Raw genomic sequence first — 13,860 nt, 5'->3', positions numbered from 1 at the left:
GCCCTTCAGCCGAGGCCGAGCTTCTCCAGCGTGGGCGCGAGCCGCTCCTTGTAGGTCCGCTGGCACAGCAGCGCGAGCCGGGCCTCGCCGAGCAGCCCGAGCGTGGCCCGCTCGGGCTCGGGCCAGCGGTCGAGCGACCGGTCCTCGGCCGGGAGGCGCGAGAGGACCTGCTCGGCGCGGTCGAGGTGCCCGCGCACGATCCGCCCCGTGAACCCGCGCCAGGCGGACCGCTTGGCCGGGGGGAGATCGCGGAGCTTGCGCGCGACGAGCTCGGGGCCGAAGGCCTCGTGCTCCGCCTCGTCGCCCGCGATCGCGCCGAGCACGGCGCGCGTGACCGGGTGATCCGCGCGGGCCTCGAGGTCCAGGAGGTAGCCGACCGAGAACGCCTCGGCGACCAGGAAGAGCGAGATGGCGCTCGCGAGCACGCGCTCGTCGAGCGGCACCTCGCGCAGATCCGCGAGCGGCGCGGCCACCTCGCGCGGCGCGGGGACGCGCCCCCCGAGCGCCGCGCACATGCGGCCGCAGAGCTCCGCGTGGCGGACCTCCTCGTCGATCGTCTCCGCGACCGCGCGGGAGACGTCGAGCGGCTCGCCCGCCGCGAGGCACTCGCCGAGGAAACGCGCCGCGATCTGGATGGACTGGTACTCGGTGCGCACGCGGTCGGCCCAGACGAGGCGCGCCTGCTCGACGAGCGCGGGCGGCAACACGCCCACGTCGAGGGCGGCGAAATCGATGGCGGAGTCGGTCGGCGTCGGGGGCATGCTCTACCTTCGCGGGGTGTGTCAGGTTGCTCAATATGGCACAGATCGACCCTGGCCGGCGCCGTGGAGCCACGCGGTTCCCGGCGCTGTTTTTGGCTCTGCATGGCAAGGACAGGGCCAACGTGACGGCACACCGTCCGGGCTGGCACAGGCTGTGCTCCAGGTGAAGAAATGCACCATCGAACCAGCTTACCTCTCCTTGCGACACTCCTGACGTTCCTCGTCACCGCGTCCGCGTGCAACGTCACCATCAACGACGGCGGCGGCACCGGCGCTGGCGGCGATGGCACCGGTGCCACTGGCGGTGGCGGCACCGGCACCGGCGGCACTGGCGCTACCGGCACCGGCGGCGGCAGCACCAGCACGAGCAGCACGAACGGCGGCGGCGTGGGCGGCGGGCCCCCCGTCGAAGGGATAACCTGCGAAGCGCGGGAGCCCAGCGTCTTCGCGTGTGCCTACCGGGATGTGCCGGCGGACGGCGCGAGCAGGCCGCAGACGTTCGCGTTCTCCGGGACCGTGACGGCCGTACGAGCGCCCGCCGCGGAGGAGCCCTGCGCGGGCGACAGCAATTACCGGTACCAGGTCGGGCGCGCCGAGCCCGAGGTCATGATCGACCTCGCCGACGCGGACGGGAAGACGCTCACCGTGGGCTTCGCCATCCCGGGCTTCGCGTCCAGCGCTGTCGCCGTGGGCGACGCCCTCGACGTGGACTTCACCTCCGACGAGCAGTTCGAGTGGGGAGAGAAGCTCATCCATCTCCGCCTCGAGCGGGACGGAGAGCTCGTTGTCGCCGCGGGCGAGAACGATCCTATCGGGCTCACCATCGGCCAGGGCGAGAGCGCTTGTTACAGCGAGTACGATAGCTTCTGCGGCACCGAGGAGCTCGCGATGACCGTGGCGGCGGGAGGCGAGCCCGCCGTCTCGATCGAGAACGGCGAGAGCGCCGAGGTCGGCGACCTGACCGTCACCAACGACCGTTATATCAAGCACTACGACATCAGCGGCGCCTGCAACTTCGGCCTCTCGGTCGAGTACATCGTCGGCGCCGTGCCCACGCTCTGAGCGCCGGCCCGCCGCCGGCGCGCGGGCGCTCGGGAGCGTTGTTCTTGACCTTGTACGGCAAGAAACAGGCAGCGTGACGGCACCCCCTATTACCTGGCACACGCTGTGCCTCGGATGAAGCAATGCACCAACGAACCAGCTTACCTCTCCTTGCGACACTCCTGACGTTCCTCGTCGCCCTCTCCGCGTGCAAAGACGACGGCGGCGGCGGCGACGACCCCGGCGGGCCTGCCTGCGAAGCGCATGAGCACAAGGTCTTCGCGTGCGCCTACCGGGACCTTCCGGAGGAGGAGGACACGAGCGCGCCGTGGGCGCTCGCGTTCTCCGGGACGGTGACGGCCGTGCGCCCGCCCGGCGCGGAGGAGCCTTGCGCGGGTGACAGCAATTACCGGTACAGGCTCGGACGCGCCGCGCCTGGGGTGATGATCGACCTCGCCGACGCGACCGGGAACGCGCTCACCCTGGGCCTCGCGGCCCCGGGCTTCGCGTCCAGCGCTGTCGCCGTCGGCGACCTCCTCGACGTCGACTTCTCCACCGAGAAGAAGTTCGATTGGGGAGAGACGATCGGCCATCTCCGCGTCGAGCGGGGCGGAGAGCTCGTGGTCGCCGTGGGCGAGAACGAGCCCATCGGCCTCACCATCGGCCAGGGCGAGCCCGAGTGTTACAACGATTATGGCGCCTGCGGCACCGAGGAGCTCGCGATGACCGTGGCGGCGGACGGAGGGCCCACGGTCTCGATCGCCCACGGAGAGAGCGCCGAGGTCGGCGAGCTGACCGTCACCAACGACTTCTACATCGAGAAGTACAACCTCGGCGGCGCCTGCAACTTCGGCCTCTCGGTCGAGTACATCGTCAGCGCCGCGCGGACGCCCTGAGCGCCGGCCCGCGCTCGGGGCGCGGGCGCAGCGGCGTGCAGCGCCGGGGCCCGGCGCGCGCGGGCCCCGCGCGGCGGTGTGCTCCCGAGGAGCGCTGCGCCATACTCCTCCTCGAGGAGCAGGTGCACATGGAGTTCGACGTCGACTTCGCCATCGTGGGCTCGGGCTTCGGGGGCAGCGTGTCCGCGCTGCGCCTGACCGAGAAGGGCTACAAGGTCACCGTGCTCGAGTGCGGCAAGCGCTGGCAGAAGGAGGATTTCCCGAAGACCAACTGGAATGTACGGAAGTTCCTCTGGGCGCCCAGGCTGCTCTGTCACGGGATCCAGCGGCTGACCTTGCTCCGGGATACGCTCATCCTCTCGGGCGCGGGCGTGGGCGGCGGCTCGCTGGTGTATGCCAGCACCCTCTTGGTTCCCCCGCCCGAGGCGTTCACCAGCCCGGGCTGGCCGGCCGGCAGGAGCTGGCGCGACGAGCTGATGCCGTTCTACGAGATCGCGAGGCGCATGCTCGGCGTGACCGCGAACCCGAAGCTCTGGCCGGCGGATCGGCAGCTCCGGCAGATCGCCGACGAGATGGGCCGCGGGGACACGTTTCACGTCACGAACGTGGCCGTGCTCTTCGCGAAGGAGGGCGAAGAGGAGGGCCAGCGCGTGCCCGACCCGTTCTTCGGCGGCGAGGGCCCGGAGCGCGCGACGTGTGTGCATTGCGGCGGCTGCATGGTGGGCTGCCGCTTCGGCGCCAAGAACACGCTCGACCTCAACTACCTTTACCTGGCCGAGAAGAAGGGCTGCACCATCCAGCCCGAGACGATGGTCACCGCCATCGACGCGCTGCCGGGCGGAGGGTACGAGCTCACCCTGGAGCGCTCGACCGCGCTCTGGAGGAAGCGGCGCCGCAAGCTCCGGGCGCGGGGGGTTGTGCTCAGCGCCGGCGTGCTCGGCACGGTGAAGCTCCTGCTCGCCGCGAGGGCGGAGGGCCGGCTGCCCCGGCTGTCGCGGCAGCTGGGCAACTATGTGCGCACGAACAGCGAGGTCATCCTCGGGGTCACGGCCAGGGACGATCGGGTGGACTACTCGCGGGGTATCGCCATCACGAGCGGGATCTACCCGGACGCGCGCACGCACATCGAGCCGGTGCGGTACCCGGCCGGCTCCGACGTGATGGGCGCGCTGGGCACGGTGCTCACCGACGACAAGCCGGGTCTTCCGCGCTGGCTGCGCTGGCTGGGGAGGCGGCTCCTCCATCCCATCGACATGGTCTTCGGGCTCCTGCCCTTCAAGTTCGCGAGGCGCTCGACGATCCTGCTCGTGATGCAGACGGTGGACAACTACATGCAGCTCGTGTGGCGGCGCGGGGGCATGACCACCCATCGGCCGCCCGACCAGCCGAAGCCGCCGGCGTATATCCCCATCGCGAACGAGGTGGGCAAACGGCTCGGGGTGCTGATGAACGGGACGCCGCGGAACGCCGTCAACGAGGCGGTGCTCAACGTGCCGACCACGGCGCACATCCTCGGCGGGTGCGCGATCGCCGCGGACGCGGAGCAGGGTGTGATCGATGAGGGGAATCAGGTGTTCGGTTACGAGAACCTGTATGTGGTCGACGGCTCGATGGTGCCCTCGAACCTGGGCGTGAATCCTTCGCTGACCATCACCGCGATGGCCGAGCGCGCGATGAGCAGGATGCCCCCCAGGCGGGATAACCCGGCTTTCTCCGGCGCGCCACGCTAGGAGCGCGCGGCCTGACGCCGGAGGCACGCGCGGCTCACGTGTCCTCGGTCGTGACCAGGGCCTCCAGCTCGATCAGGTTCGCCTTCACGGCCCTCAGCTTGGTGAACGCGTCCTCGACGACCTTGCTGATCGTCGTCTTGTCTGCGCGCGGGGCGACTTGTATGTCCCGGAGGACCCTCTCGAGGTCGTTCTCTGCCTCGGTGATGTCCCGCTTTGCCGCTGCGACCTTCTCCAAGAGGGCCTTGCTCGCCATCGGTTGTACGCCTTTCAAGGTCGCCGTGCCGCGACTCCCAGCGCAGCCCGTCGACCACGCGTAGCAGGTTTCGCCCGGCAGGGCTACGGCCCACCTCCCGCAGCTCCGGGCGTGGGCCGCGCGGCCGCCCCGCGGCTGTGCTCGCTACGCTGCCAGGGATCGAGCCCCCTCGCGCTGGTGGGGTGGTGACCCGCCGTTGGCAACTCCCTCTCTTGCCGCCGTCCGTCAGGCGTGCCCGGGCTCGTCCTCGTGCATGAAGGCGAAGGCCGGCGCAGCGGCGGAGAGCGCGGCCGGGGCGGCGCTGCCGCGCTTCACGCGGCGGCGCGCGCGCCGGGCCGCCGCTGGACGGCGGCCGAGAGGACGGCGACCACGGCGCTCGCGAGCACGACCCACACGAGCGCGCCGCGCAGCGACACGTACGAGGCGGTCAAGCCGATGAGCGGAGGGCCCACGAGGAAGCCGAGGAAGCCCGCGGTCGAGACCGCCGCGATGGCCGCCTCGGACCCGGGGCCGCCGTCGCCGCTGGCGGCGCGCAGCGCGATCGGGAACACGACCGACGACCCCGCGCCGACGCCGGCGAAGCCGATGATCACCGTCCAGAAGCCCGGGACCACGAGCGCGAGTCCGAGCCCGAGCGCCGACGCGAGGCCGCCGAGGTACACGAGCCGGCGCGGCCCGAGCGCGGCGCCGATCCGGTCGCTCACGAAGCGGCCGCCCGTCATCGCGATCGAGAACGCGGCATACCCCGCCGCCGCCGCGGCCGGCGAGGCGCCGACGACGTCGCGCAGGTACACGGCGCTCCAGTCGGCGATCGCGCCCTCGCCGACGAGCACGCAGAACGCGATGGCGCCGAGGGGGGCGAGCGCGAGGAGCCCAGGCCGGCTGCCGGCGTCGGTCGTCGGGGCGGCCGCCGGGGGCTTCGTCACGGACAACGTGTGCCGCGTCGCCCACCACGCGAGCGCGCTGATCCCCACCCCGACCGCCGCGAGGTGGACCAGGGTCGGGACACCCCACTGGATGAACGCGCCGCCGAGCGCCGCGCCGGCGAGGCCGCCGAGGCTGTAGATCCCGTGAAACGACGCGAAGATCGGGCGCCCGTACGCGCGCTCGACCGCGGCCCCCTGCGCGTTGACGGCGAGGTTCAGCGTCCCGCCCGCGAGGCCCATCGCGACCAGCGCGAGCGTCAGCGTGAGCAGGCTGGACGCGAGCGCGGGGAGCACGAGCGCCGCCCCGAGCGCGAGCGGCGCGACGCGGATGAGCGGCCGGCTGCCGACGCGCCCGGCCAGCCAGCCCGCCACCGGCATCGCCACGAGCGCGCCCAGGGAGGCGCCGAACAGCGCGCCGCCGAGCGCGGCCGGGCTCAGCCCGATATGCTCGCGGATCGAAGGGATACGCACGATCCAGCTCGCGAACGCCGCGCCGTACGAGAAGAACGCCGCCGCGACGCCGAGCCGGGCCGCGCGCAGGTTCGGCGGCGCAGGCCGCGCCGCGAGGGGCGTCGGCGCCGGCGACGGCGCCTCGTCGAGGTGGCGCGGCGCAGCGCGGCCGCGGCTGGGGCCGCGGGAGGTGGGCGCGTGCATGTTCTCCGTGTCGAACGCAACTGCTGGATCCATGGGTCTTCCTCGGGGTAGGAGGCCCCCGCGCGACGACGACGCCGCGCCCTGGGGGCCCCGGGAACTCGGTCTGCCCGGAAGGTGGGGTCGCCCGTTCGATGCGTCCAATGACATGTCGCGACCGGATCGATAACCTGGAAGAATCGAACAGAAGCGAACGACGATCGACGACGATCCGCGACGATCGGTGACAATCGAACGAGAGCGGACGGCGCTCGGCCGGAGCGCGAGCGGAGACCAACCGGAGAGCGAACGGAGCTCAGCCGGAGCGCGAACGGAGACCCGATGGACCTTCACCACCTCCGCGCCGTCGCGGCGCTGGCCGAGCAGCTGCACTTCGGGCGCGCCGCGCGGGCGCTGCACATCAGCCAGCCCGCGCTGAGCAAGCAGCTGAAGCAGATCGAGGACGAGCTCGGCGGGGCGCTCTTCGTGCGCGGCCGGAGCGGCGTCGCGCCGACCGCGCTCGGCCGGCAGTTCGCGGACGACGCGCGCGCGATCCTGCGCGACGCCGACCAGGCGCTCGCGCGCGCGCGGCGGATCGCGCGCGGCGAGGGCGGGGTGCTGCGGCTCGGCTTCGGCGTCGCCACGGCCGCGCTCGTCGCGCGCGTCGTCGTGCGCTTCCGCCAGCGGGCGCCGGACGTGCACATCGAGCTCCAGGACATGTCGACGCCCGCCCAGCTCGAGGCGCTGCGCTCCGGCGCGCTCGACCTCGGCTTCGTACGGCTGCCCGCGCCGCCCGACCTCGCCTCGCTCGCGGTCGTGCGCGACCGGCTCGTGGCCGTGGTGCCGCGCGGGCGCGCCGCGGCGCTCGAGGCCGCCGGCCTGCGGGCGCTCGCCGACGAGCCGTTCGTGCTGATCCCCCGCGCCGTGTCGCTGAGCTTCAACGACCACGTCCTGCGCGTCTGTGCGCACCTCGGCTTCCGGCCGCGCATGACGCAGGAGGCGCGCGACTTCTCGACGGTGCTCGCGCTCGTGGAGGCGGGCGTCGGCGTCTCCCTGGTGCCGGCGACGGCGGTGAAGGGGCGCTCGACGCGGGTCGCGCAGCTGCGGCTGCCCGCGGCGGAGGCGCTCTGGCGCGTCGGCGCGGTGTGGCGCCGCGATCAGACGAGCCCGGCGCTCGCGGCGTTCCGGGCGCTCATCGAGGCGGATCTCGCGCGCCGGCCGGAGCGGGAGCGCTGAGGCGGCTGGCCCAGGCGCGGCGGCGACGCTCCACACTCGTTTTTCCGCATACCGAGCGTTCACTGCGTGGTGACGGATTCGACCTTCGTACGTGGGGTCATCGCGGGCATGGATGCACCGGCGCTGAACCCGCTCAGCGGCCGATACGAGGTCTTCGCGAAAGGCCAGCTCATCGCTGCGCTGCGGAAGCTCGATGCCTCGCCGCTCGAGGAGCGGGCAGCCGTCGCGCTGGTGGAGCAGCTCCGGCAGACGCTCGGCCAGCGCTGAAGGCCCTCCGCGACCAGGGATCGAGCAGCCGATCGGCAACGCCGGTCAGGCGCTCGCTCGCTCGCGCAGCAGCGCCTCGCCCAGCTTGTCCAGCCCGAACCCGGTCCCGTGCTCGCGCGTCGCCGGCGCGTCATGGCCGTCGAGGAAGGCGCCCTGCTCGGTGAAGGCGAGCCGCGTGCCGGCGCCCGCGGGCTCCCTGGCCCGCCCGCGTCCCCACGGCGCGGGCGGGCGCGGGGCGTGGCGCGCTTTGTCCTCGGCTGGCGCGATTTGTCGTCTCCACGTCGGGCCGACCACTGGCTACCTCAGCTCATGACGGGAGACCGTTAGCCGCTCCGGGATGCGGCCCGGCGGACGGTCACCGCGCTCCGCCACCCCTGGCCAGCAAGGCCGCTGAGGTTCAACCCATGACACTACGCAGGTCCGTGCTGCTGCGTCAGCAGCTGTTCCAACCAGGCGCCGCCCTCGATCCGTTACGACGGTCGGGGCGGCTGACACTTCTCCTGTGCCTCGGCGCGCTCGCCGCCGGTTGCGAGGGCGACGCCAAGGACCCGGGCGAGCCGATCGACTCCACGCAACAGGCGCTCTGCCACGCGGACGACGTGGGTTGCCAGTTCGGCGCCCCGAGCTGGCCGAAATGGTCGCAGCAGCCCGATCGGCCTGACCCCGAGTTCCAGGACTTCGAGGGCACGAGCTCCTCGAGCAGCTCGAGCTCCAGCAGCTCCTCCAGCAGCTCGAGCTCCAGCAGCTCCTCGAGCAGCGCCTCGACCGGCGCGAGCTCCAGCAGCGCCTCGACCGGCGCGAGCTCCAGCAGCGCCTCGAGCGGCACGGGAGGCGGGGGCAACAACGTGCAGTTCAAGGTCAAGGCGTGCGACCCGAACCTGCTCGGCAAGATGCCGGAGAACCCCAACCCGAAGGGCGCCGACCTCCAGAACATCACCACGAACTTCCACGTCCTGCAGTCGATGCAGCTCCTCTCGTCGATCCTCAACAAGACGACCGAGGCGATCGACAAGATGGATGTGGGCGGATCGAGCTCGAGCTCGGATCCCGACAAGGGCAAGTGCATCTGCAGCCAGCGCGTGGCCCCCGAGTGCCTGCACGTGATCCAAGAGGACGCGACGACCTACGAGCAGTGCGTCGACTACTGCGATCCGAGCTCGGCCACGGCGGACTCCTGCAGCACCGGGGTCCTCGTCTGGCTGCCCAACGACATCCAGCAGACCCAGGCGGGCAAGGCCAAGTGGGCCCTCAGCACCATCAAGTGGCTCGATGAGGTGGCGGGCAAGGTCGCCGACGGCGGCTTCGCCGACCTCCTGAGCCAGATCGGCGGCGAGCTCTCGAACGCCACGGAGCTGCTCGCGAAGATCCAGTGTTACATCGACCTGTACACCGAGGGCTACCACCTCGGCGCCTACTCCGAGCAGCGGCCGGATCTTCACATGTGCATCCCCTGGGCCGGGCACGGCGCGTACGCCGCGCTGGCGGAGAGCGGCGACGGCAGGTGGGGGATCGGCGGCCGCTACACCTCGCACAACCTGAGCAAGGAGCGGCGCGCCCAGATGCGCACCGGCGGCTTCGCCGTGACCGCGTTCGGCGAGACGCTGAGCATCCTCCCGGGGATGGAGTTCAACATGCAGCTCGACGGGTACAAGTGGTTCAACCGCGAGGCGCCCCTCGGCGTCGAGGCGTTCGGCCACTCCGGCGGCGGCGGCGTCAGCCTCGACGCCGCGAAGAAGCTCGGGGTCTTCTACCTCACGGACGAAGATCAGATGGGCTCACTCGACACCGACGAGGACGGCCGGGTATCTCCACAGGAGTTCCTCATCGGGACCTACATGCCGTTCAACTACACGGCGGACTACACGCCGCCCGGCGGCCCGAGCCCGGCCACGTGGCCCAGGGATCAGGCGGAGCCGCACGTGGACTGGGAGGGGCGGTCCGCCGCGGTGATGGCCGCGGCCCTCAACCTCGATCTGCAGATGAAGCCGCTGGAGAAGGAGCTCCAGCAGATCCCCATTCCTCCGGTCCCCGGCGCGTTCCTCATCCCGTACTTCCGGCTCGGCGCCGGGGTCAAGTGGTACGACGAGGCCTATTACATGCGCAAGCGCCTGCAGGAGGCGCTCAACAAGCACACGCAGCACAAGATCGAGAACGTCGACTTCGATCGCGACATGCACCCGTTCCAGGCGCCGGACGTGACGGGCGAGGCGGGCACGCAGGTCTCGGTGAAGCCCGAGGTGGGCGCGAAGCTCTTCCTCGGCGTGCCGCTGGGCAAGCGCCTGAAGATCGGCGTCGAGGCGAACATCGGCTTCTCCGTGGAGCTCAAGCCGGGCGGCTCCGGCGGCGTGGTCGATCTGAACACCTCGCTCGAGCGCGCGCTCGTGAACAGCAACCCCGGCGAGGACCTCGTGTGCAAGCCCGTCTTCGGCTACACGGAGCGGAGCTCCTGCTCGAACGCGCTCATCGACCAGTCCGGGCTGAAGCTCGGCTGCAGCCCGAGCGACACGAAGCACTCCTGCTGCATCACCTTCAACGTGGGCGGCCGCGCCTGCATCGACGACTGGACGGGGATCACCGAGGAGCAGTGCAACCCGAGCAACCTCTCGTACGAGGAGTTCTCGGGCTTCCTCAAGGAGAAGACGGCCAAGCAGCTGAAGAGCGCCTTCGAGCAGGGCTTCTCCGCCCAGTGGAACGCGAACAAGACGTGCGCCCAGTGCAACAGCGAGGGCATCTGCACGACGAACGTGCGCAGCGAGGACATCCCCGACCTCGCCGGCTGCGAGAAGCACGGCGTGTGCTGCCTCCCCACGGTGGCGTCGCAATTCGGCCAGCCCGGCGTGAGCGGCCTCGTGAACGGCACGTACGCGCAGGCGCGCTTCATCCAGGCCGGCGACCTGGCCCATGATCCCGTGAACCGCCTGCTGTACGTCGCGGACCGGACCGCCATCCGCCGCATCGATCTCGCGACCGGCGCCGTGACCACCATCGCGGGATCGACCGCCCCGGGCGCCACCGACGGCGTGGGCACCGCCGCGCGGTTCAGCACGATCTCGGGCATCACCTACTTCAATGGAGCGCTCTACATCGCGGATCGCGGCGCCCGCGCGGTCCGCAGGCTCACGCTGAACAACAACCAGGTCACGACGCTCGTCGGCCGCACCGTGTTCAGCTCGCCCCGCGACCTCGTCGTGTACGGCGGCGCCCTGTACGTCACCGACAGCAGCCTCCGCACGCTGATCCGCCTCGACATGACGACCCTCGCGGCCACCACCATCGCCGGCCAGACGTCGGCGTCGGGGAGCGCCGACGGGGTGGGCTCTGCCGCCCGGTTCGCGGAGCCGGCCGGCATCATCGCCGACGGGCGCGGCAACCTGTACGTCGCCGACGTCTTCAATCACCGGCTCCGCAAGGTCGAGATCGCGAGCGCGACGGTCACCACCGTGGCCGGCAACGGCACCCAGGGCTCGGCGGACGGCGTGGGGACGGCCGCTCTGCTCACCTCTCCGCTGGCGCTCGCGACCGACGGCTCCGGGAACGTGTTCATCGCTGAGGGCAACAGGCCCGGTCGCGTCCGGATCTTCGATGCGGCCAGCGGCTCGACGAGCACGATCGCCGGCGCCCCTGGCACCGTGTGGCAGGACGGCCTCGCCGACGACGCCGTCTTCGAGCTGCCCGGGGGCCTCGCGGTGCTCCCGAGCGGGGACATCTACGTGAGCGACGTGCTCCCCTCGACGGTCCGCAAGCTCGGCGCCGACTGCGAGTCCTCCATCCCGGGGGCCGTCACGTACGACGCCACCGAGGCCGAGTGCCCCGGCAGCTTCGGCGCGTACACCTGCCTCAGCGAGACCACCGCCCACGTGACCGACTGGGTCGGTCCCGGGTGCCACCCGCTCCAGGAAGGCTTCCTGTCGGCGTGCGGCTGCTCGTCGGACTCCGACTGCGCGAGCGGCGAGACGTGCGACACGGACAAGAAGGTGTGCGCGGTGAACGGGACGCCCGTCGACTGCCTCTGCAGCGCGAACCCGGACCCGACGTGCGCGAGCGAGCCGGGGCGCACGTGCGTCGACGGGGCGTGCACCCGCCGCTGCAATTACAACCCGGTGAACGCGAACATCGTCTGCGGCCTGGACCAGGTCTGCACGACCGACGGCGTGTGCGCGCCGAGGGCCGGCGTCCAGTACGCGGAGCAGGTCATCTGGGGCATGAAGAACCAGGAGGAGCCCGTCCACGCGATCGCCAGCTACGGCATGACCGAGATCCAGCTGATCGCCGCGCTCAACGCGGGCATCAACGTCGGCCTCGAGGTCAAGCTGTTCAAGAAGCCGAAGAAGTTCACGCTCTGGAAGTGGAGCCGCTCCTTCGACATCGGCTCGGTCGGAAAGGCCAAGTTCCAGCCCGGGCTCGAGGCCACCTACCAGTGGGACAGCGCGTCGTTCGGCGAGGTGACGAACTACCAGCCTGACGAGGTGACCCGCTACGCGTCGCCGAGCACGTCCGTCACGTCGGACACCGCGGACTTCATCCAGTGGTGCAAGGACGAGATGCCGCTCTACTGGGACGACCCGCTGCCGCCCAGCGTGAACGACATCATCAAGAGCGTGGAGGACATCTTCGACTTCGGCTTCAACATGGGAGAGCAGGTCTCCACCGAGGAGAACCTCTGCATCGCGGGCCGGCCCATGATGGACTGGCTCCAGGACCAGGACGCGCTGGCCGAGACCTTCGCGTCCGGGACCTGCACCTACGTCGGACCGCAGAGCGGCTCGCCCGGGTCGCGCGGCAGCCTCGACTTCCCGTGCCAGGACGCGCACCTCCACCTGCTCAAGCACTGGGGCTGCCTCGACACGCAGCGCACCGCCACCTCCACCCTGCTGCGCATGGGCGCGTTCAGCGGCGCGGTCATCAACACCCCGACGCCCACGTTCGATCCCGCGCGCCTGCTGCACAACCCTGCCGACGGGTTCGAGGCGACGAACCTGGTGCACCGGAGCGCCCTCGCCGAGACGTGGCTCGCCGAGGTCGAGGCCTGCTTCGACGAGCACTCCGAGGACACCATCCCCTGCGCGTGCGAATACGACACCGATTGCACGACGGGACCGGGGCTGACCTGCGTTGACGGCACGTGCCAGGGCCCCGAGGGCGACGTCGCCCAGTGCTCCGTGGTGGAGAACACGGGCGTGACCGTCGAGCGCTGCTGCGGCGACGGCGTGCAGCAGGCCTCCGAGCAGTGCGACGACGGCAACACCCAGAGCGGGGACGGCTGCTCGTCGACCTGCAAGCCGGAGACGAAGGGGGCGTGCTGCCAGTCCCTCTCCTGCACCGACCTCGGCCAGGGCGGCATCACGTCCGCCGCGAGCTGCCACAGCGCCGGCGGCTACTTCGTGAGCGGCCATAGCTGCGCCGAGATCGACGCGTGCGGGACCGAGCCCATCGGCACCTGCGTGGAGACCGACGGGACCTGCCACGCGCCGGTGACCCAGGGGCAGTGCGCGGACGTGAACGGCGTGTTCACCGTCAACGGTCATTGCCAGACCCCGCCGGAGCGGCTGACGCTCCAGCCCGGGAGCGAGGGCGTCGACGCGAGCATCAACAACCGCAGCGGGAACACCGGGACGAACTACGGCAGCGCCGAGCACCTGACCGCGGGGGCGTGGACCGTCAGCAACGTCGACTACCTGACCCGGAGCCTCCTCCGCTTCGATCTCTCGCCCATCCCGGCGGGGTCCACGATCGAGCGGGCGCGCCTCAGCCTGTACGCCGATCCCGACACGCGCCTCGGGCACTCGACGTTCGGCGGCTCCAACGCGTTCCTGCTCCAGCGCATCACCTCGGCCTGGCAGGAGAACACCGTGACGTGGGCCAACCAGCCCTCCGTGACGACGACGAACCAGGTGCTGCTGCCGATGAGCACGGCGCCGAACCAGGACTACGAGCACACGGACGTGACCCAGCTCGTGAGGGACATGCTGAGCGCGCCCGGGAGCAATCACGGCTTCATGATGCGGCTCGAGAACGAGGTGATCCGGTACCGGGAGGTCAACTTCACGTCGAGCGATTACGCGCACGCCTCGCTGCGCCCCAAGCTCGAGGTGGTGTTCCGCAGGCCGTGACGGACGGTCC

The 13,860-nt window shown here is 71.2% G+C and carries 10 protein-coding genes; 6 read left to right on the top strand and 4 right to left on the bottom strand.

Annotation, left to right across the window (positions count from 1 at the left end; genetic code table 11):
* Window positions 1-5 precede the first annotated feature (5 nt).
* Window positions 6-761, bottom strand: coding sequence for a ferritin-like domain-containing protein (locus WMF43_RS09380; protein ID WP_437679140.1), 756 nt, complete (start codon window positions 759-761; stop codon window positions 6-8).
* Between the two features lie 171 nt (window positions 762-932).
* On the opposite strand from WMF43_RS09380, the gene WMF43_RS09375 reads away from it, so the two are divergent.
* The 3 genes from WMF43_RS09375 (at window position 933) to WMF43_RS09365 (ending at window position 4,428) form a co-directional block, all read left to right on the top strand.
* Entirely contained in the window at window positions 933-1,823 is an 891-nt protein-coding gene (locus tag WMF43_RS09375) for a hypothetical protein (RefSeq protein ID WP_437679139.1), read from the top strand.
* A 122-nt stretch (window positions 1,824-1,945) separates the two neighbouring features.
* Complete coding sequence (locus WMF43_RS09370; RefSeq protein WP_437679138.1) at window positions 1,946-2,698, top strand: hypothetical protein; 753 nt, start codon at window positions 1,946-1,948, stop codon at window positions 2,696-2,698.
* A 128-nt stretch (window positions 2,699-2,826) separates the two neighbouring features.
* Window positions 2,827-4,428 (top strand): GMC oxidoreductase, encoded by a 1,602-nt coding sequence (locus WMF43_RS09365; protein WP_437679137.1) that lies wholly within the window; start codon window positions 2,827-2,829, stop codon window positions 4,426-4,428.
* A 34-nt stretch (window positions 4,429-4,462) separates the two neighbouring features.
* Here WMF43_RS09365 and WMF43_RS09360 read toward each other — a convergent pair whose 3' ends face one another.
* Both WMF43_RS09360 and WMF43_RS09355 read right to left on the bottom strand, forming a co-directional pair.
* Window positions 4,463-4,681, bottom strand: coding sequence for a hypothetical protein (locus WMF43_RS09360; RefSeq protein WP_437679136.1), 219 nt, complete (start codon window positions 4,679-4,681; stop codon window positions 4,463-4,465).
* Between the two features lie 311 nt (window positions 4,682-4,992).
* Window positions 4,993-6,294: an MFS transporter gene (locus tag WMF43_RS09355; protein ID WP_437679135.1), complete on the bottom strand. Its 1,302-nt coding sequence runs from the start codon at window positions 6,292-6,294 to the stop codon at window positions 4,993-4,995.
* Between the two features lie 285 nt (window positions 6,295-6,579).
* On the opposite strand from WMF43_RS09355, the gene WMF43_RS09350 reads away from it, so the two are divergent.
* Window positions 6,580-7,473 (top strand): LysR substrate-binding domain-containing protein, encoded by an 894-nt coding sequence (locus tag WMF43_RS09350; protein WP_437679134.1) that lies wholly within the window; start codon window positions 6,580-6,582, stop codon window positions 7,471-7,473.
* A 69-nt stretch (window positions 7,474-7,542) separates the two neighbouring features.
* Window positions 7,543-7,740, top strand: coding sequence for a hypothetical protein (locus tag WMF43_RS09345; RefSeq protein ID WP_437679133.1), 198 nt, complete (start codon window positions 7,543-7,545; stop codon window positions 7,738-7,740).
* Window positions 7,741-7,785: 45 nt separating this feature from the next.
* On the opposite strand, the gene WMF43_RS09340 is transcribed toward WMF43_RS09345, so the two are convergent.
* Window positions 7,786-8,034, bottom strand: a complete 249-nt coding sequence (locus WMF43_RS09340) for a hypothetical protein (RefSeq protein ID WP_437679132.1) — start codon at window positions 8,032-8,034, stop codon at window positions 7,786-7,788.
* A 110-nt stretch (window positions 8,035-8,144) separates the two neighbouring features.
* Between WMF43_RS09340 and WMF43_RS09335 the strand changes: the two genes are divergently transcribed.
* The gene (locus WMF43_RS09335; RefSeq protein WP_437679131.1) at window positions 8,145-13,850 is read left to right on the top strand and encodes a DNRLRE domain-containing protein; all 5,706 of its coding nucleotides are present in this window, start codon (window positions 8,145-8,147) and stop codon (window positions 13,848-13,850) included.
* The last annotated feature ends 10 nt before the right edge of the window (window positions 13,851-13,860 follow it).

Source organism: Sorangium sp. So ce131 (assembly GCF_051519095.1).
Taxonomy (GTDB): Bacteria; Myxococcota_A; Polyangia; order Polyangiales; family Polyangiaceae; genus Sorangium.
Note: the sequence above shows the minus strand (reverse complement) of the source record. Positions and strands in the feature narration are given on the sequence as shown.